At 43.7% G+C, this 18,778-nt stretch carries 17 protein-coding genes and 1 riboswitch; of the genes, 6 read left to right on the forward strand and 11 right to left on the reverse strand.

The features are described from left to right. Positions 1–39 precede the first annotated feature (39 nt). The 3 genes from R8N49_RS17530 to R8N49_RS17540 all read right to left on the reverse strand — a co-directional run bounded on the left by R8N49_RS17530 (position 40) and on the right by R8N49_RS17540 (position 4,170). On the reverse strand, positions 40–1,344 hold the full coding sequence (locus tag R8N49_RS17530) for a dicarboxylate/amino acid:cation symporter (protein WP_186585063.1): 1,305 nt from the start codon (positions 1,342–1,344) through the stop codon (positions 40–42). A gap of 389 nt (positions 1,345–1,733) precedes the next feature. After that, on the reverse strand, positions 1,734–2,999 hold the full coding sequence (locus R8N49_RS17535; RefSeq protein ID WP_186585064.1) for a DUF1835 domain-containing protein: 1,266 nt from the start codon (positions 2,997–2,999) through the stop codon (positions 1,734–1,736). 280 nt (positions 3,000–3,279) lie between these two features. After that, on the reverse strand, positions 3,280–4,170 hold the full coding sequence (locus R8N49_RS17540; RefSeq protein WP_033906667.1) for a LysR family transcriptional regulator: 891 nt from the start codon (positions 4,168–4,170) through the stop codon (positions 3,280–3,282). 109 nt (positions 4,171–4,279) lie between these two features. Here R8N49_RS17540 and R8N49_RS17545 point away from each other — a divergent pair, with 109 nt between their 5' ends. Next, positions 4,280–4,588 (forward strand): monooxygenase, encoded by a 309-nt coding sequence (locus tag R8N49_RS17545; RefSeq protein WP_186585065.1) that lies wholly within the window; start codon positions 4,280–4,282, stop codon positions 4,586–4,588. A 7-nt stretch (positions 4,589–4,595) separates the two neighbouring features. After that, complete coding sequence (locus R8N49_RS17550) at positions 4,596–4,967, forward strand: hypothetical protein (protein WP_017634450.1); 372 nt, start codon at positions 4,596–4,598, stop codon at positions 4,965–4,967. 65 nt (positions 4,968–5,032) lie between these two features. Here R8N49_RS17550 and R8N49_RS17555 read toward each other — a convergent pair whose 3' ends face one another. The 3 genes from R8N49_RS17555 to R8N49_RS17565 all read right to left on the reverse strand — a co-directional run bounded on the left by R8N49_RS17555 (position 5,033) and on the right by R8N49_RS17565 (position 8,940). Then, positions 5,033–7,201 carry a polysaccharide biosynthesis tyrosine autokinase gene (locus R8N49_RS17555; RefSeq protein ID WP_186585067.1) on the reverse strand — a complete coding sequence of 723 codons (2,169 nt, stop codon included), beginning with the start codon at positions 7,199–7,201 and terminating at the stop codon, positions 5,033–5,035. A gap of 51 nt (positions 7,202–7,252) precedes the next feature. Then, positions 7,253–7,693, reverse strand: coding sequence for a phosphotyrosine protein phosphatase (locus tag R8N49_RS17560; protein ID WP_085569411.1), 441 nt, complete (start codon positions 7,691–7,693; stop codon positions 7,253–7,255). A 128-nt stretch (positions 7,694–7,821) separates the two neighbouring features. Next, the gene (locus tag R8N49_RS17565) at positions 7,822–8,940 is read right to left on the reverse strand and encodes a polysaccharide export protein (RefSeq protein ID WP_017820139.1); all 1,119 of its coding nucleotides are present in this window, start codon (positions 8,938–8,940) and stop codon (positions 7,822–7,824) included. Between the two features lie 458 nt (positions 8,941–9,398). On the opposite strand from R8N49_RS17565, the gene R8N49_RS17570 reads away from it, so the two are divergent. Further along, positions 9,399–10,292, forward strand: coding sequence for a hypothetical protein (locus R8N49_RS17570; protein WP_318190026.1), 894 nt, complete (start codon positions 9,399–9,401; stop codon positions 10,290–10,292). Between the two features lie 69 nt (positions 10,293–10,361). On the opposite strand, the gene nfsA is transcribed toward R8N49_RS17570, so the two are convergent. Continuing rightward, positions 10,362–11,084, reverse strand: coding sequence for an oxygen-insensitive NADPH nitroreductase (nfsA, locus tag R8N49_RS17575; protein WP_054728823.1), 723 nt, complete (start codon positions 11,082–11,084; stop codon positions 10,362–10,364). Between the two features lie 195 nt (positions 11,085–11,279). On the opposite strand from nfsA, the gene R8N49_RS17580 reads away from it, so the two are divergent. Continuing rightward, a complete protein-coding gene (locus R8N49_RS17580) occupies positions 11,280–11,921 on the forward strand; it encodes a MarC family protein (RefSeq protein WP_186585069.1) in 642 nt (213 codons plus the stop codon). 190 nt (positions 11,922–12,111) lie between these two features. Then, complete coding sequence (locus R8N49_RS17585) at positions 12,112–12,984, forward strand: patatin family protein (RefSeq protein ID WP_186585070.1); 873 nt, start codon at positions 12,112–12,114, stop codon at positions 12,982–12,984. Positions 12,985–13,037: 53 nt separating this feature from the next. Here the strand turns inward: R8N49_RS17585 and gbpA are convergent, their stop codons facing one another. From gbpA to R8N49_RS17600, 3 genes are all read right to left on the reverse strand, one after another. Further along, positions 13,038–14,501, reverse strand: coding sequence for an N-acetylglucosamine-binding protein GbpA (gene gbpA, locus R8N49_RS17590; RefSeq protein ID WP_186585071.1), 1,464 nt, complete (start codon positions 14,499–14,501; stop codon positions 13,038–13,040). Positions 14,502–14,599: 98 nt separating this feature from the next. Next, positions 14,600–14,700, reverse strand: a riboswitch (cyclic di-GMP riboswitch). Positions 14,701–14,972: 272 nt separating this feature from the next. Then, complete coding sequence (locus tag R8N49_RS17595; protein ID WP_186585072.1) at positions 14,973–15,473, reverse strand: fasciclin domain-containing protein; 501 nt, start codon at positions 15,471–15,473, stop codon at positions 14,973–14,975. 80 nt (positions 15,474–15,553) lie between these two features. Continuing rightward, positions 15,554–17,035, reverse strand: a complete 1,482-nt coding sequence (locus R8N49_RS17600) for a cryptochrome/deoxyribodipyrimidine photo-lyase family protein (protein WP_017820144.1) — start codon at positions 17,033–17,035, stop codon at positions 15,554–15,556. A 108-nt stretch (positions 17,036–17,143) separates the two neighbouring features. Here R8N49_RS17600 and R8N49_RS17605 point away from each other — a divergent pair, with 108 nt between their 5' ends. Then, the gene (locus tag R8N49_RS17605) at positions 17,144–17,449 is read left to right on the forward strand and encodes a DUF6482 family protein (protein ID WP_005374898.1); all 306 of its coding nucleotides are present in this window, start codon (positions 17,144–17,146) and stop codon (positions 17,447–17,449) included. Between the two features lie 68 nt (positions 17,450–17,517). On the opposite strand, the gene R8N49_RS17610 is transcribed toward R8N49_RS17605, so the two are convergent. After that, a complete protein-coding gene (locus R8N49_RS17610) occupies positions 17,518–18,498 on the reverse strand; it encodes a rhodanese-related sulfurtransferase (protein WP_005374899.1) in 981 nt (326 codons plus the stop codon). Positions 18,499–18,778 lie beyond the last annotated feature (280 nt).

Here is an 18,778-nt window from a genome sequence, read left to right on the forward strand (position 1 = left end):
CAGGACTATATAATTTCAGAATGGTAATCGTAGAACGATTTAGGCGTCAGCGCGTTTAAGATGCACTTCTTCTTCGGCTACGCCTGCCATTGGGTCGTTGAAGCGAGCTTCATCCAATGCACCTTCTGATTTCGCAACGATGACGGTTACAGCACTGTCACCAGTGATATTTACCGCGGTACGAATCATATCAAGAAGACGGTCAACACCCATGATGAGCGCGATACCTTCAAGTGGCAGACCAACTTGGTTCAATACCATAGCAAGCATTACTAGGCCAACACCAGGGACACCCGCAGTACCGATAGATGCAAGTGTTGCGGTCATGATAACCATCATGTAATCGCCCATGCTCAAATCAATATTGAATGCTTGAGCAATAAATGCGGTTGCGACACCTTGCATGATGGCTGTGCCGTCCATATTCACAGTTGCACCTAGAGGAACAGTGAATGATGAGATACGGTTATCTACGCCCATGCGGTGTTTTGCTGTTTCCATTGTCACTGGAATGGTCGCGTTCGATGAAGCTGTAGAAAAAGCAAACATGATCGCGTCTTCCATCTTACGTAGGAACGTAATTGGGTTTAGACCTGTGAAACCTTTTAACATTAAGCTGTAAGTAACTAGACCGTGTAGGACAAGCGTACTAGCCAGTACTAAGAAGTACTCTGCCAGATTGACGATCGCGCCCAGACCAAGACCAGTAAATAGCTTCGCCATTAAGAAGAACACCCCATAAGGCGCCAAGTTCATCAAAATCGCGACCAGTTTCATGATCACTTCATTCAGATCAGAGAAGAATGCTGCGATGCGTTCGCCTGGTTTACCCGCTGCACTGATCGCGATACCGAATAGCACGGCGAACACGATAACTTGCAGAGTTTTACCTTCTGCCATTGCGCTGATTGGGTTGGTCGGGAACATATCGATGATCACCTGACCTAAAGATGGCGCTTCGGCTGATTTGAATGAACTTGCTGCCGTTAGATCTGCCCCTGCCCCTGGCTGAAATAGAGTACCCATAGTTAGAGCAAGCGTAATCGCGATAGCCGTTGTCGTAACGTAGAAAGCGAGGGTTTTACCGCCCATGCGACCCAGTGTAGAGAGGTCTTTGAGAGAGCTAGTACCACAAACTAACGAAACAAATACTAGCGGTACAACAAGCATTTTTAAGCTGGCAACGAAGATCTGTCCACCAACTTCGAATAATCCATTAACAATGTATGCGTCGACAAATCCGTTGTCGGCAAAAAGTGTGCGAATTGCAAATCCTGTCAAGATACCCGCAACCATACCTAAAATTACGCGGCTGGTAAGCGACATCGGTTTCTTGGTATTCATGAGAACACTCCTTATAGTTATGCACCTTGAGTTCACTTCAAAGCGGCGAGCAGATTAGCAGCGGAGTGAGAAAATACGAAAGAATAATCCTCTAAATGGTTAATAGATGTGAACTTTATCACTAATAAAAATGGGATTTTAACCAAATATTAACGAATTGGCCGGATGAAAAGTTTGTATTTTAACACTTTTATCGAATATACAACCGATAACAAAGAGGATTTACAATAAATTTTAATAAGAGATAGAGTGCATACTCTCTTGGAGTGGATGCATTTCTGCATAACTATTTAAGTTATATTCAGGCTAGCGGTCGCTTCTTTAGGGATAATTTAGTATTGAGTGTTCATCAGAGCCAACGAACCCTTTATGCTTTCATATTTGTCAACTCAATGATGGTTGGCAAGTGTAGTTAGTTGGAGGTGATCCCAGCTCCAATAACTTTGACTGGTATTTTTAATCCCTCCAATCCAATAGCATTGTTTCGCTCGTATTAAGCCTTCCAAACACTGCTTGCCAGCCTCAGTGATACGGACGCTTTGTTCCCACCAGTGCCTTTCACGTGGCTCAATCGTGATCAAAGGTGTTTGACACTGTGCTAGAGGGAGGAGTAACGCGTAAAACATCACGTCTCCTAGGTAAGGAAGAGGTTCTAGTTGTTGATATTGCTCAAACCAATCTTTGATGGGAATTGAACGATTTTGCGAGCTCAAGACCTTTAGTGCGAGGTGTTGTGTCAAGCTCAATCCAGTTTGTGAATTAGGTAACTCTTGCAAATGGCGTTTAAGCACGTTGAATATATTGGGCAAGCAATCCAGGTTATGCTGCTGAATCAAATTAACTATGGAAATAGGTGTCGGTGATGTAATAGCGTGCCAACACCGTTTAGCCTGACTGAATAATTTTGCTGTCACAGGTTTACGGTATCGCCAACAAGAACGAATAGCTTCTTCAGGCAACTGCCCAAAGCCGATGAATCGTTCAGTGCCCGGGAACTGGTTCAACTCAATGATCTCTATCACTTTATTCTCTACATTCTCTAACTGTGTTAGAGCACGAATTAGCATCAATTGATCATAACTGTCATGTTCGACCCAAAAGACGATTCGTTCAAATACATCACTTTGCAACAGATCGAGGTTTGATTGTTCCAATGTGACTATATCTTGAACCGAGTCTTCACGCTTCATCACGGGCAGCAGAGTCTCTACGACATATTGGGCACGAATGGCAAGGAAGTTCTGCGGTGTTGCTGGTATGGGGCCAATACAAAGCGGATCGATCAGGGCTAAAAATGTCCCTTCAAATCCGCTGGCTTTAAGTTGTTGTTGAATGTCGTGGCCACAACGAACGTGTAGCGTTTTTACTTTTGCATCTAGGGGCGGTTTTTGTTCTTTGATGGCTAGTTTGTGCGCTTCTAGCTCTTCGACATGAGCTTTTAGTTTACTCCAACTGGATAAGCCCAGTTCTCTTGCGAGTGCATGTTGAACGTCAGCCAATTGAATTGTATTGGGAGCCAAAGATTCTGGTTTGGAGTGAAATCGCTTAACTAACTCCAACGTGGCGTCATCGTATAGGCGGATAGCTTTGAGCCTTTTTTTAGCAATGGATTTTTGCTGATTGATATTGATCGAGAAGCTATTTGTAGAGTTCATATTTCACCTTTCTTATTTCTTCCACACTCGCCTAAATAGAAGCTAAAAAGAAGGTAAAAACAGATTGTGCCTGCTAAACCAAGCAGGTGAGGATATTGCCGTGAACCGAGTTCTTTCCGCGAGTGTTGGGTGCTTTAGGCATGAGCAGAGTGATAGTAGGTGGTCGCTATCCTTCGTGCAACCTTTTGTGAGAGTGTAGCGTCACAAAATGGCCGTTTCTCTATGTTTAGGGAGAATCAATAGGCGATAACACTAGCGATTCAACTCAATACCACTGTTGCTAGACTCGAGTTTCTACACTTTTGAGTAAAATACGATAAAGCGCTTGAGTCGCAGGACCACTTTTGGCTCCTTTGGGCAAAGTGAGGTGCAGCGCAACTTGATATTGATGGGAGTGTTCGAGCTCCAATACTTTAATTTTATCGCTCTTTCGGGCTGAGACTAAGTGCGCTGGTAGCCGACAAAACCCAACGCCTTGCTCTACGGCGTGAAAAGCGTGGTCGAAGTTATCGACGGTAATACGCTGACGTGCGCGTAACCAACCCACATCTCTTTTCGTTTTGTCTGAATCACCTAAGTCACGGATGACAATTTGGCTGGTGGTTGCAAAATCGTCGATGGAAACATGCGGCTTTTTAGCGAGTGGATGGTGTGCTGCGATTACAGGCAGCATGGTTGTTACGCCAAATGCTTCGGCAGGGTAGTTGGTTATCGGTAAGTTGATGATTGCGATGTCAGCGAGCTCATTTACGACCATTTCGGTTGTTTTGCTCAGTGACGTTTCAACCACTTGAACGGAGGTCGTGTTGTTGTCCTCCAAAAATTGACTGAGTGGTGCATAAAGCCAACAAGGGTCACAAAGATGATCTACTGCGACCGTGATTTGAGATTCCACACCACTTTTTAACTGCTCGCTGATGACTTCTAGTTCCCGCGCTTGTTCAAGCATGGATTGTGCACGACGCAGTATGGTTTTGCCGTGCTCTGTCAAACCCGCTTTGCGCCCTCGTACTTCGATAAGTTGAATACCAAGTTGGTCTTCTAACTTCCTCACCGAGTAGATCAATGTGGTATGGCTCTTGTTGAGCAGTAAAGCTGCGGATTGAATGCTGCCTTCTTGATTAATCGCTTGTAGCGTTTGCCATTGTTCTAAGGTCGTTTTTAGTCTCATGAGTCAATTTTTTAGACAGTTAATGGCGAAATTATGAACTTTTCTGTCAGTTTTATAAAGGTAATAATCTTGTCATCGAAAACGAGTCAATAAGAAGAGGAGACTCAAGATGGCGAAATTATTGCAAGTTGATTTTGAATTTCATGGTCCGTTTGGTGACGAGATGTCGAATGCTCTGGTCGACTTAGCTAAGTCGATTAACCAAGAGCCGGGCATGATTTGGAAAATCTGGACGGAAAGCGAAAAAGACAAACTCGGTGGTGGTATCTATCTTTTTGAAGATGAAGCCACGGCGCAAGCTTATCTCGAAACGCATGCCGCACGCTTACGAAAAATGGGCGTAGTCGAAGTACGAGGTCAAATTTTCGATATCAATGTGCCGTTAACGACGCTCAATCAAGGGCCTATTAGAGGATAAGGAGATGATGACCAACCGCACTTTTCTAACCGTTCATGGTGTCGTATATACGGTATTCGCTTTTGCGTTGTTTTTTGTACCAACCATAATGTGGCCGATGTATGGAGTACAAATTAACGACCAGTACGCGCTGTTTTTATCGCAGCATACTTCGATCTTTTTAGGTGGAATCGCAGCGGTGAGTTTGATGTTACGTAATGTGGAATCAGGGCATACTGCGAAACAGCTGTTTAAAGCATTATTGATTACTAATGGCTTAGGGGCAGTGATTACTACCTATGCCGGCATTATCGGAGTATTTGTCGGTTTTGGTTGGAGTGACCCAATATTCTTTGTCTTGCTTAGTTTGATTACGTACAAGCAATTAAGAGTGCAATAGAAAAAGCCCTGCTGTTTCTAGCAGGGCTTTGTCATATTTGGTTTAATTAGCGATCTAAATTCAAGTTATGATTCGCTTTTGTACGCGTAGTTATAGTAGCCGTATCCATAGCCGTATGAGTTAGATGCTTTTTTCTCAACTGCATTGAGAATCACACCTTTAACTTCAACGCCTGATTGCTCGAAGCGACCTTGCGCGACTTCAATCTCCTTCAAAGTCGTTTGATCAAAACGAGCGACCATCAGAGTTGTTCCTGCAAGCGCGCCAACAATGCTTGGGTCGGTAACTGCGAGTACAGGCGGCGTATCGATGATGACTAGATCGTATTGTGCAGACATCTCGTCAACAAAGCTCTTGAAGCGAGGGTGCATAAGAAGTTCTGACGGATTTGGTGGTACTTGGCCGCGAGTCACAACATCTAAATTATCAATGGATGTAGATTTAATGATGTTGCTAAGGGATGTCTTACCGCTCAAGTAATCAGAAAGACCGTTGTCCCAGCGTAGACCGAAGCATTGCTGCAAATAACCTTTACGCATATCCGCATCAATAAGCAGCACTTTCTGACCGGTTTTCGCAGCGACGGCCGCAAAGTTGGTCGATACAAATGTTTTGCCGATAGATGGTGCAGGACCTGAAATCATAAGAACGTTATTCTTCGCTTCCATCATTGCAAAGTGCAAGCTAGTGCGAAGACTACGTAGAGCCTCAATGGAAAGATCGGCTGGGTTAGCTTCCGCTAGAAGGACTAGCTCATTGTTGCTGCCTTTGTTGCGCTTAAGCTTGTTTGCAAATTCCAGTTGTTGAATAGATTTTGGAACGCTTGCGTAAACTGGCATGCCAATCTGTTCAATTTGATCTGGTGTTTCCACACCACGGTGGAATGCTGCACGAATTAATACGAAAGCCACGCCTGCCATACCGCCAAGCAGTGTTGCTAGCACAACGATAAGCGCTTTTTTCGGCTTGATTGGCTTAGAGAAAGATTGAGCGTTATCTAAGATTCGAACGTTGCCAACTGTTCCGGCTTTAATAATGTTGAGCTCTTGAACCTTGTTCAATAGTTGGATGTAGATTTGTTGGTTTACTTCTACATCGCGTGTCATACGTAGAACTTCACGCTGTGTTTTCGGTAACTTTTGAACTTGTTTATTAAGACGTTCTTTCTCTTTTAATAGTGTTTCACGTTTATCAAGTAGCGACTTATAAGCTGGGTGATCCTGTGTGAAGCGTTGGCTGATCTCACTTTCTTTGAATGTAAGCTCATTTAGCTGTGCTTCTAACTCAACCATTACTTTCAGCGTTGACTGAGCTTCAAGGCCTAAATCGATAGATTCATTTTCTTGACGGAATCGATTTAAAACGTCTTCAGAAGCGGTCAGTTTTGTTTTGATGTCTGGGAGGTGACCTTTCAAGAACTCGAGGCTTTGCTCTGCCTCTGCAGAATTTCTTTGAACGTTTTGTAAGAAGTAGTTTTGGCTAATGTCGTTCAAGATATCTTGAATCTTAGCGCGGTCTTCACCAGAGAAGCTTAAAGATATAATCCCGGTTTGCTTACCACGTTCGCTAATCGATAAGTTTTCTTGAAGTTTATTAATTGCATCTAATTTACTGATTTTGCTGACCGTGAATGAGTCACCAGTTTGAGCCACAAGTTCAGTCGCCAAAAACTGGTATCCATTCTTCTCAAGCAGTTCACCAACTTTACCTTCTAAAATGACGTTATTGTCATCTTCTAAGAGCCTGAACGTCTGTTTTTCAGAATCAATAACTTCAAGAGTTAAAGGAACGCCAACTGCGTAAGAAGGAGCATTAAATCGTGAAACGCTCAGACTGATTTGCTCACCTTGTAGTCGAGCGAGGCCTTTACCAATAATTGGCATGTAGTTTGGAGAAACGACAGTCGTTAAGTTGAACTTATCAACAGTACCGCCCAAGATCATACGAGATTTGATGATCTCTATTTCTGTTGTCGCTGATGATTCTGCTGAAAACAGCTCTCCCATATCACCAACCATCGCTGAAATACCACCTGAACTCTTACTTTCGATTTGGATAAGAGCGTCAGCTTTATAGATAGGTGTTGATAGCATGGCAACGCCGACGCCTATAATTGAAAATAGGACTACGGTACATAGAATGAGCCATTTGGCATCGAGAATGATCCCAAATAACTTTCCCAAATCGATCTCATCGTCGGCTTGACGTGATTGCTTAATAGTTTGTGTTGTCATTACTTTAACTTCTTAAATACCTTGCCATTGGCGTTTATTTAGCCTTGCGGCTTATAGTTTTTGAGACCACGCTTTTGCTGCTTTTTCTATAAGCGTATATGCATGTTCGAAAGCTTCTCTACTTTGTCTGTATGGATCAGGGATGTTTTTTTCATTTATCCACTGTCCAAACAGCATCGTTTTACCTCGTGCCTCAGGAGCGATTTTGGTTAAGGCTTCTAAATGACCTTTTTCCATAACCAATATCAGATCGTATTGAGCGCAAAGCTCAGGTGTTAATTGTCGTGCTTCGTGTCCATCTAAGCTTACGCCATGTTCGTTCGCGATAGTGGTTGCCATCTCGTCAGCAGCTTTTCCCGTTAGATGGCTCTTATCTACTGCGATTCCTGCTGATGCGACATGTTTGTTTGGTAGTAAAGACTGCAAAAGCCGCTCTCCTGTTGGAGAGCGGCAAATATTACCGACACAGACGACAAGAATATTAGAAAACAAATGCTTACCCTACTTTAAGTTGTATGCTTATGATCTCAACTGAATTGCTGGCTTCTTTATATTGCGCAATTGAGCTGAGTAGCTATCGATTACGTGCCGCAAGAGATAATTTCTTGCGGCACGTTGTTTTACGGCCAAGTGCGTACTCGTAGTACACCTTCAGTTAGTTCATTAAAGCCGGAAATGGTTGGAACGAGCTGAGCAATCACACGATTCCAACGACTAACAGGTGCAGCCGTCACATAGACTATGTCGTAAGGGTTGAGATCAAACTCAGTACCAATCACCAAAGCAGAAGCGTCAGAAACATCTAGCTGATAAATGTCCGCCATTTTAGCTTCTTCTTTTGAACGTCTGATGACAAACACACCGGTAGCATCTGCGGAGATTTCACTGATACCACCAACGCTGCTAAGAGCCTCAGTAAGGCTCATGCCGCTACGATCAATTTTGAGTAATTTCGGATCGTTAACCTCGCCCATAACAAATACTTTTTGCGCATCGTTTCGAGGAATATGAACAATATCGCCAGGCTTTAGAAGGCGGTTTTGAGTTAAATCGCCTTGTTGCATCAGAGCATACAAAGAGACGTTTTCAACAACGCCATTGCGTGTCAGTGTCGCATTACGCCAATCAGCCTCGGCAGCCAGTCCGCCAGCTCTATTCACAGCATCTAGAAGTGTAAGGGGGATGTTTGTAATTGGTTGTTGTCCTGGCTTGTTAACTTCGCCAGTTACATAAGTCTTTTTAGAGCGAAATGCCGCAACGCTTACATCGACCTGTGGGCTCTCAATGTATTTTGCAAGGCGGCTTGCAATGTCTGCACGAATCTGACGTACGTTTTTGCCTTCAACATGTACGACACCTATGTAAGGGTAGAAGATCGTGCCATCCGAATGCACCCAGTTACCCGCTTCGGCTGAGCTTCGGTATGAGCCCGCTGGGATCGTTAGCTCTGGGTGATCCCAAATAGTGATATTTAGGATATCGCCAGGTCCTACTTCGTATTCATATTTTGCGATTTCAATATCTAACTCTGGGTTTGGTTTTGAAAAAGGGTCCACTGAATTTAAAGACGTTACGCGCTCCAAAGTTAAGGGATAAACGGTAACCTGAGACTCTATATCACTCGATTCAGTGCTCATGACTGTTTTGTCACTGACCGAAAGGTGGCTACCAGGCAAAGTACACCCTGTAAGAAGGATAGGAAGTACTGATATCCCCAAAAATTTATTAAATGTGTTCATTGGTTTATAACTACCGAAAGAAAGTTTGCCGACTGAAATTGATTCATTCTAATTGAGCTGCATTTCATCAATATTGATGATTTACTGCAGTTTTAAGCCTTTAGAAAGCGAGTCCATTCAGAATTATTTGTGTAATAAACACTCCAAATGGCTGCTAGCGACTTAGAGCTCTTAGTTTCATTAATGAAGGTGTGAAAATCCGACCCACAAAAAATAGTCAACTATTATCCATCTGGTTGCAATAAAGGCAACAAGTTACTTGAAAAAATACTGACGAATACATGACAAAATTGTGTCTATTTAACGTTATTGAGATGAATGCATGATTTTGCACAAGCAAACAGGCAAGAATGTGAAAAAACTCATGCCAAAGTTGTATGCATCCTATTTACACTATATGCAACTGCCGTTATGCTTCCTGTTGCGGTCGGATATAACAACAAATATTGGAGCTAATTTTGAAAATCAAACTTTTAACGGCAAGTGTGGCAGCAGTCCTACTAGCAGGTTGTGGTAGTGACAGCGACCCTGAGGTAAAAAGATACTCAGTTCAGGCTTATGACCCAGCTGTTATCGGCATGAAAGTTCAAGCAGTATGTGGTGGTGAGACATACGACGCGATTGAAAATACAACAAACTATGAAGGTATGGTTGGTAAAGCGCGTTTTGAAAATATCAACGTTGTAAATGCGCCAGGTGATTGTGCTTTCGTATTAACGCACACAGAAGATAGTAAAGACGCGTCAAATGGCAAACCTATTACATCTGACTACAAAATCCCTCAAGGCCTAGCCCAGGCGGATTCATTGGTAACAGGCTCTCCATTTACGACTTTGGTTGCTAACTCTTTAAAAGATGGTGAAGTATACTCTTCTGATATCGCTGAAAAAGTATTCGAGAATTTGGGTATCGATATCAATGCAAGTGGTAAAACAGTTGACGAAATCCTTCGTGATACAGAATCTGTAGTAGCAGGACTTGGCAGTGAGGGTGGTAACAGCGCACTTGCTACTCAGCTAGTTGCAACAGCAAACGTTGTATCAGATATCATCAAAGCGAACCCAACAGCTTCGCCTGAAGCTGTAGCTGTTGCTGCAAAAGCAATCACAGAAGATGTAATCACGGCGAACCCAAATTATCCTGAGAATGATTCAGGAGATGTTATCTACGTAACGATTCCAGCTGAAGATACTCAGAAAGTTGTTGCTGATGTACAAGAGGCTATCGATAACGACATTCCATTAGAAGATATCGAACCTGACGTACCACAAATTCCAGATGCGGAAGTCGGTGAGCCAATTGAACCTGAAGATCCACCGGGTCCAGGCACTGGCGCGACAGGCGGTAACTAAGCAAGTTTTTGCTGATAAATTCTAAAGGCCTCTTCAGAGGCCTTTTTTGATCCTATCGTATTGTAGTCATCACCTTTTAGTGAGCCCTTTTCTGTTTAAGTAAGGCAGGATGTGCGGACGTGATTCGCCAGCCAGTTTACTGGTGACTTCTTGTGACCAAGTACTCTGTTTTTGATTGCTCGAACGGTTTGCATAGTAGTTTCGCATAGTTTGGTCATACGTCTGAATATCATCCAAGTTTAGATATTGATACTGATTCTCATGCACCACGACATGCTTAGGTAGGCGAGGTTTTACTTCAGGGGCTTGATCTGGATGACCAAGACACATACCAAACAAAATGGCGGTATTTTTAGGTAAACCTAATAATTCGTCTACTTTTTGGGCATTGTTTCGTAAACCACCAATATACACACCTCCTAGTCCCATCGACTCCGCCGCTAGCAAGCAATTTTGTGCCATGATGCCCGAGTCTACAGCGCCTATTAGCGTTAACTCGGTAAAGTCAGCTTGAACATCTGGGTTGATACTGGCGTGGCGTTGGTAATCAATGCAAAACACCAAAAACTCAGCCGCGCTTTCAACGTACCCTTGATTTCCGGCATATTGAGCTAATAGCGTACGTTTTTCTTTGTCGGTCACGCGGATAATTGAAACGACTTGCAACATGCTTGATGAGGACGCCGCAAGACCGGCTTGAAGAATGGCATCTAATTGTTCGCTCTCAATCGGTTGTGAGGTGAATTTTCGAATTGAGCGGTGATTGAGAATTGTTTGAATCGTGCTGTTCATGGTGACTTAACATCCCCTGTTACGTGTAAAGGCTGAAGACTCACCTTAGCGACATTTGATGAGTCGGTAAACTATCTCAAAAGAAAAACAATGCTTGGTGCATAAGTGTGAAGACGAATCGAGAATACACCACTCGTTCTGTTTGAGAGCGTATATACTGTTTTTAGAATCAATAATTTAAATGCAGTGGAAAATATGAAAGAACTCATTGTTCATACAGTTACGGTGTTTATGGGCTTCTTTGCCATCATGAACCCTATCGCCAATATTCCCATCTTTTTGAGTTTAACTGCTGATGAAGATAAAGAAACCATCCGTTCCATTGCGCTCCGCTCGGTTTTTATTGCATTTATTATCATCGCGATATTTTCTATTGCCGGTAAGTTAATTTTTGATTTGTTTGGCATCACGCTTTATGCATTGCGAATAACAGGCGGTATTTTGGTGTTTTTGATAGGTTTTAACATGCTTCAAGGTGATTCGACGCATCAGAAAACCAAAGAGAAGGCGTATTCACCAGCTCAGCAACGGGCGGCATTGAGTATTGCAGTGTCTCCACTGGCGATGCCAATATTAGCTGGGCCTGGAACGATTGCTACCGCGATGAACTTTGCGACAGCGGGTGGTTTCGATCAAACCATTATTACTATCGTTTCTTTCGCTGTCCTCTGTGCGATCACCTATGTACTGTTTTTATTTGGAGACAAATTGGTCAAAGCGGTTGGACCAAGTGCTCTAAATGTTGTGACTAAAATGATGGGCTTAATTCTAGCGGTTATTGGTACTCAAATGTTCATTGATGGCGCGGGCGAAGCCTATAAAACGGTTTTCTCCTAGATTTCTCTTAGACCTTGCCACCTTGGTTAAGCCCGCAATTACATTTCTAACGGGTACGGATTTTTTGAACTTTAGTTTTCATTTTCTAAGAGAGAAATAAATAGACTTCACCTATTTCAATAATAAGAATATTCAATTGTTGTGATTGCACGAATTTCATTACTCTTTTGGCAAGGAGAATGGGGGAAATATGGCAACAAAAGCAATTGTAGTAGAAGGTGGCGCGATGCGAGGCGTCTTCGCAAGCGGAGTGTTAGATGCGTTTTTAGAGCAGAGTTATAAACCGTTTGATTTTGCAGTCGGTGTATCTGCTGGTGCATCAAATTTGATTGGGTATTTGACCGACTACCCACATCGCAGTATTAACGTCATTACTAAGCTGGCCACAAGCAAACGCTTTTTTGACCCGACTCGCTTCGTTAAAGGTGGGGACCTCATCGATGTGAAGTGGTTGTTTGAAGAATCTAATCGCTTGTATCCCGTCGATGAAAATAAACTGTTTAATGGCGTTCCTTTTCTCGCAGCGACAACAAATGTAGATACAGGGCAAGCAGATTACTATCGCGTGACACGTGATAATTTTCACCATGCGATTGAAGCGACAACAGCGTTACCGATTGCCTACAAGCATACCCCTTGTTTTTCTGGTGGTTGTTATACCGATGGTGGGGTCGCTGATTCTATCCCAGTGCGTGAGGCTTATCGTCGAGGGGCTCGCGACATAACCGTAGTACTCTCTCACCCGCTGAATTATGCCAAAAAACCAGTTAAGACCACATGGCTGATGAAGAAACTGTTTGCGGAGCACCCCAAAATGGCGGATGCGATGTTAAGACGTGCAGATAACTATAATCAATCATTAGAGTTTATTCGTAACCCTCCACCAGGAACACATGTTAGGGTGATTGCCCCACCAGATAATTTTCATGTTCAGCGCTTATCAATGCGACAATCCGTTTTACTAGAAGGGTATGAAATGGGGCTGATTGAGGGGCGAGCGCATCTCACTAGTTTATCTGGTGTTCATGGTTTAGACCGGGAAAGCTGTCATTTTTGCGTTTGATTATAAAAGAGCCTCATAGTGAGGCTCTTTTTACTTAACGTTCAAAGGGTGATTTAGTTGACTTTATCCCAAGCCATCTCCCAGTGTGAACCTATTCCAGGCTCGTAATGGTTTGCGCTTTCTTTCCACTGCATACAGTAACCAGAGTATGGGAAAGGTTTACATTGATAAATGCCCCCGTCGCTGGCAAGCACTTTTGTGCCCGCCGTGTAGCTAGATAGTCCTTCAGGGAAGACAAAATCGTACTCACCAGATGGTGGTGGAGTAACTGACTCTTCTTTTAAGTGAAAGTCGAGTGTTTGCTGATCCACCAAGTTGCCATCTTTATCCTTAATACGTGTTACGAGCATATGGTGACCCGGCTCCGATTTACTTAAAGCGAGCGATATCGCCTCTACCGAGCCGTCTTTCATTTCGTTTGCCCAACTTGCAAGTGGTTCGCGATGGTGATTGTAAACGGTGAGTTCTGCATTTAAATCGCCTTCAGCAGTTAGTGTCAGATCCAACGTTGTCGGTGTTGACTCAATGATATACTCGTCTGCTAAGCCATCTACTGTGAGTGAGTATTCTGGGACAGGAGTTTCAATGTTATAGCCGATCTCTACTCGCTCAAGGCCGCTATTTGCTTGCAGATACACCGGATTAGTACCATAAACAGGAGTGAATTTATCCTCTGCATACTGCCCGGCTTGCAGTTTTGCTTGTTTTTGGTTTAGCTTAGTCGCGAGTGCGTAAGACCAGTTTTTCGCTTGGCCCATTGCTGCATCGGTAATTTCTAGTTCAGTTCTATACGCCACGTTTTCACCTGCTTGATCAAATACGCGTGTATAAACCGAATCCCCAATATTTAAATCCATTGTAGGAATAATTTGACCGCCTTGCTTCCAATCTGGAATAACGGGACTGTCACCATCAAATTTCACATCGATCACGTTATAAAATGAGGCTGCAGTGTCGCCAACATCCCATACTGCCAGGATGACATGGTATCCCTCGCGAGTAGGCACATTACATTGATGGCTTACCTGTTTCGGGGGTTGAACCATATTGCCGTCGATGACACAGAAAGGAGTTAGATCAAAAGAGTCTCGTGATAGTGAAGCGTTTGGGTTCCAATCAGGCTTGGTGATGTAATATTTCCAGTCGCGCGTCACGTGGTTAGCGGTAAATGTCCATTCAAAAGTTTGTGTACCTGCTTGAATAGGGCGTTTTACCCAGCGGTCGGCAGTTTGCTCATCAAGGGCAGCTGCTAAAGCGGTTTCGGCACTCGCTATTTTACCATCGCGAGGCCCTGTTTCGGGAAAGCCATCAGGGCCTTCAACGCTTTGCGGTTCATATTGAATCGCACCGCAGTTATTATTTTTTTCGTTAGTATCTGGCGTTGGATACTTACATAGTGCCGAGCGACTTGCAGCGACACCACCATTGGTTTCTGATACATAACCGTGAGCCGCAGCACCTGAGCTAATGCTTGCAAGTGCTAACGCGAGTACGGATTTGGTTGGAAATGATTTCATCACATGTCCTCTGTTATGGCTGACAAACTAATGTCACACTCCGGCGCATGCTGAGCATAAAGCAACTCTACAGAAATTGGACTTCTGTAACACTGCGTCATGGTAACCCCGCTATCATGAGCATTCTTTTAGATTTTTAAATGCTGACAGACCGGAAGCTTTGCGTCCCACCCTTTCGAATGGTTTGCCGAAATGTGATTGAGCAGCCAAAATTTAGCTTAAGAATTTACATGTGGAAAAGTAAACGTCACTGACATGGAATCCTGTTCTCAAATTGAAAGATAACGATATCTTAACCTCGTCAATATTGTGCAGTGTTGTCTTGCAAGGTATTGATTTTAATTTTGTTTTTATCTTTTTTATAGTCATCGTGAATGAGTGGGGGTTTGTTGGGGATAAGTGGAGAGGAATCGTGCTAAGGGTGGAAGAAGTTCTGTCTAAAGGGCGGAGTGTACCGCCCTTTGAATGGTGTTATTTCGGCATGATGACAGTATCAATCACGTGAATGACACCGTTTTTAGCTTTCACATCGGTTGCAATGACATTTGCATCGTTAACCATGACTTTATCGCCCATGGTTTTAATCATCACATCTTGCCCCTGAACCGTAGTCGCTTTGTCTAGCTTAACAACATCGGCAGCCATCACTTTCCCTGGGACGACGTGATAAGTCAAAACAGATACTAACTTGTCTTTGTTTTCCGGCATTAAGAGCATGTCGACTGTGCCGTCTGGCAGTTTTGCAAAAGCGTCATCCGTTGGTGCAAAAACAGTAAATGGGCCTTCCCCTTTGAGAGTGTCAACCAAGCCCGCTGCTTTTACCGCAGCAACAAGCGTATTGAAAGAGCCGTTTTCAGCGGCAACGTCGACAATATCGGCTTTCATCATGCCATGCTCATGAGCCTTGACGGGAAGCATAAAAGATAACGTCACCATCAGTGTCGCCGCGATAACTAAGATACGTTTGAACATAATGTGTTCCTTACTAGTTGAGGGTACAACTGGTTCCCTGGAGTGTGTTTGCATTTGTACGCATTGTGATTGAGAGATGATCATCGCGTCCTACTTTCTTTTGAGGGTCTAACATGTCGCGCAAGAATTCGTCTGCCTTCTTGTTTCACATCGGCTCGTTTCCGCCACGTCCATAAGCGCTCTCTTGCTGCCTTAGCTGCGTTGTCTGGTGTGATAATAGGTGCAAGGTAACGGCTATCTGGCTGCAACTGATACATGACAGCTTCCATCTGGGTCATTGTCCAAGGCTCGAATAAAAGAGGGGGAGGAACCATTTGCAATTCAGGTACCCACTTGTAGATGAACGTGCCGTCAGGATCATGTTCTTGGGCTTGCTTGATCGGATTATAAATACGGATTGTGTTAGTCCCGGTTACTCCTGCTTGCATTTGGAATTGTGGGTAATGAATTCCGGGCTCAAAGTCGAGAAACAGTTGCGCTAAATGCGTTACACCTACTCGCCAATTCATGTTCATGTGGTGAGTAAGAAAGCTAACCAGCATGGCACGCATGCGAAAGTTAATGTAACCAGTGTGGTGCAAACAGCGCATGCAGGCATCAATCAAAGGTACGCCAGTATGCCCGGATTTCCATGCTGCTAACTTTTCTTCATCGAAAGTACTACTTTGTTTAATCAATGGTTCGTAAGCCCGATTAACGCAGTAAAACTCCATGTCGTATTCCGATTCGAATTTTTGGATGAAGTGACAGTGCCAATGAAGCCGTGAAGACAATGCAATTAAGCTGCGACGAAACCCAGCGACTTGCCAGTGTTTCAAAAGGTATTGATAAACTTCACGCAAGGATATGTTACCCCAAGCGAGATATGGAGAAAGTCGAGTACAGGCTGTGCGTGAGGCTGTGGGACTAGAAATGCTTCGATAGTAATCACGACCTCGACGATGGAAAAAGTCCTCTAGTGTTTTCCAAGCGAGCCGGCTTCCTCCCGTTTGCATTCCTTTGCATTTTGATAGCCAGGATGATGGTGGCGAAAACGAACAGCCGAGAGCTTCTGCATCCAATGAATGCAATAAGTCGGTTTGGAGCTCAATAGGGCTTATTGAGGCTCTCATGACAGAGTCCCAATGTTTGTCCCAACCTTGCCGGTTTATTGCACCTCTGATTACAGCACCGTGTTCGAATTCAAACCAGTCGATGTTCTGCTCATACAGCCAAGCGGCAACTTGTCGGTCTCGTTCAAAGGTGCAGTTGAGTCCTATTTCTTGGTGAGAAAAAACAGCGTTGATTTGATATTGCGCTTGAATTGATTGGAAACATGCTAAGGCATCGTCAAACAGCACCGTGATTCGATGCCCATACGCTTTGAGCGTTTCATCCATGTCTTGCAGTGATTGCCAAACAAATCGCCAGTGGCGCTCAGAATAGTGTGGGTTGTTCAATAGCAATGGTTCAACAATATACAAAAGCACAGTTGGGTGCTTTGTTGATAATGCTTGAGTTAGTGGTTGATGGTCAGTCAGCCTTAAATCTCGCTTTAACCACACGACATTGATTGTTTGCATCGGAATCCTCTTTGTTTCCGATGTTGTACGCAAGTAAACCGAAGAAATCTCATCCAATGATCGGTTTTATTCTACAAAACGTAGAGGTAACTTTCAGGGAGGTGACACATGGCAATACCATTGAGTAAGTTACAAAAATACTTCTATGTAGACAAATTGGTCATTCATTCGCTTGATCTCGCATTGTACCAGGCATCTGTCGTGATTGATGGAGAAGCGCAATTTATCACTGATGACAACGGTATCTTTTTGAGGGCTCATTCCCTGATCGAGATGCAAAAGAAGTGCAGGAATATCAAAGCAAATAAGCAGGTTTTAGTACATCAAAGTGCTTATGATGAAATGGTGGGGCTACCCGAAGGCAAAAGAGACAATCAACTAGAGGTATTGGTGAGGGATACAAAATTGTATTGAAAGAGTATTGTTGCGTAGTAAAAGCGAGCCACCTTACGGCAGCTCGCTAAATATAAGGAGAGTTGGGCTTAGTCTTGTTTACGCTGCGCTTCTTTTTGCGCGTACTTAGCGGCACGTCGGGCTTCTCTTTGCTTGGCACTTTCACCACCAACATGCTGCTCGCCTCGCTGCTCTGCAAGAACAACTTGTTTTTCACGCTCGCGGAATCGAGCAATTTGTTCTTCTGAGTGTGTGCCGTGACATTTTGGACAGCTCACGCCTTGCTCGAACAATTCTGACTGTTTGTCTTCTTCAGTGATCGGTAGACGACAAGCGTTACATAAATCGTAATCTGCTTTTTCTAGCTGGTGGTTCACTGCAACACGACCGTCAAATACGTAACAATCGCCTTCCCACATGCTCTCTTCTTGAGGAACTTCTTCAAGATATTTAAGAATGCCGCCTTCTAGGTGGTAGACCTCATCAAAGCCCTGTTCTTTCATGTAAGCCGTTGATTTTTCGCAGCGGATACCACCGGTACAGAACATCGCAACTTTCTTGTGTTTTGCCGGGTCCATGTTTTCTTTTACATAGTCTGGGAATTCACGAAAGGTTTCAGTATTTGGGTTTACAGCGCCTTTGAATGTCCCGATCTCGATTTCGTAATCATTACGTGTATCGACAACAAACACTTCAGGATCAGCAATAAGATCGTTCCACTCTTGAGGTTTCACGTAAGTACCCACCACGTGGCGAGGGTCTATACCTTCAACACCTAATGTTACGATCTCTTTTTTCAGTTTCACTTTGGTGCGATTGAATGGCTGGGTCTCAGAATACGACTCTTTGTATACGGTGCCAGTCAAACGAGGTTCGTTGTTTAGCCACTCCAGTAGCGTATCAATACCTGCACGATCAGATGCAACAGTACCGTTGATACCTTCACTTGCCAGTAGTAATGTTCCGCGAATATGGTGTTTTTCCATCAACGCAAGTAATGGCTCGCGTAGCTCTTGATAGTTATTCAGCTCAACAAACTTGTACAGCGCACAAACTACATACTGACTCATGAGGTTTCCTTTAAAAATACAGGTGGTCAACGACCTTAAAATTTTAGCGGCACGAAGTATACCTGACTAAACTAGTCGGAAATACGGACAAATTATACGGATATTATGAGTAGGCGGGGCCTGGCGGTCTTTGATAGGGGGAGCATGTCCGCAGGTGAAGCCGCTATGTGTTCAAATTATAAGCATTAATTATAGTGGGTTAGGTAGGTTGGAGCCGATACTTTTGGTTTAAATTTATGCTGTTTTGGGCCCTTCAAAAAAGTTAGGCGCAAGAAGCACC

Source organism: Vibrio sp. 1978, from assembly GCF_033344345.1.

Excerpts from the sequence above, each read along its gene's own strand:
- R8N49_RS17555 (WP_186585067.1), bottom strand. The coding sequence starts at position 7,201 with ATGACAACACAAACTATTAAGCAATCACGTCAAGCCGACGATGAGATC.
- R8N49_RS17600 (WP_017820144.1), bottom strand. The coding sequence starts at position 17,035 with ATGCAAACAATCAATGTCGTGTGGTTAAAGCGAGATTTAAGGCTGACT.
- R8N49_RS17580 (WP_186585069.1), top strand. The coding sequence starts at position 11,280 with ATGAAAGAACTCATTGTTCATACAGTTACGGTGTTTATGGGCTTCTTT.
- R8N49_RS17530 (WP_186585063.1), bottom strand. The coding sequence starts at position 1,344 with ATGAATACCAAGAAACCGATGTCGCTTACCAGCCGCGTAATTTTAGGT.
- R8N49_RS17610 (WP_005374899.1), bottom strand. The coding sequence starts at position 18,498 with ATGAGTCAGTATGTAGTTTGTGCGCTGTACAAGTTTGTTGAGCTGAAT.
- R8N49_RS17540 (WP_033906667.1), bottom strand. The coding sequence starts at position 4,170 with ATGAGACTAAAAACGACCTTAGAACAATGGCAAACGCTACAAGCGATT.
- R8N49_RS17550 (WP_017634450.1), top strand. The coding sequence starts at position 4,596 with ATGACCAACCGCACTTTTCTAACCGTTCATGGTGTCGTATATACGGTA.
- nfsA (WP_054728823.1), bottom strand. The coding sequence starts at position 11,084 with ATGAACAGCACGATTCAAACAATTCTCAATCACCGCTCAATTCGAAAA.
- R8N49_RS17535 (WP_186585064.1), bottom strand. The coding sequence starts at position 2,999 with ATGAACTCTACAAATAGCTTCTCGATCAATATCAATCAGCAAAAATCC.
- R8N49_RS17585 (WP_186585070.1), top strand. The coding sequence starts at position 12,112 with ATGGCAACAAAAGCAATTGTAGTAGAAGGTGGCGCGATGCGAGGCGTC.
- R8N49_RS17545 (WP_186585065.1), top strand. The coding sequence starts at position 4,280 with ATGGCGAAATTATTGCAAGTTGATTTTGAATTTCATGGTCCGTTTGGT.
- R8N49_RS17565 (WP_017820139.1), bottom strand. The coding sequence starts at position 8,940 with ATGAACACATTTAATAAATTTTTGGGGATATCAGTACTTCCTATCCTT.
- R8N49_RS17595 (WP_186585072.1), bottom strand. The coding sequence starts at position 15,473 with ATGTTCAAACGTATCTTAGTTATCGCGGCGACACTGATGGTGACGTTA.
- gbpA (WP_186585071.1), bottom strand. The coding sequence starts at position 14,501 with ATGAAATCATTTCCAACCAAATCCGTACTCGCGTTAGCACTTGCAAGC.
- R8N49_RS17605 (WP_005374898.1), top strand. The coding sequence starts at position 17,144 with ATGGCAATACCATTGAGTAAGTTACAAAAATACTTCTATGTAGACAAA.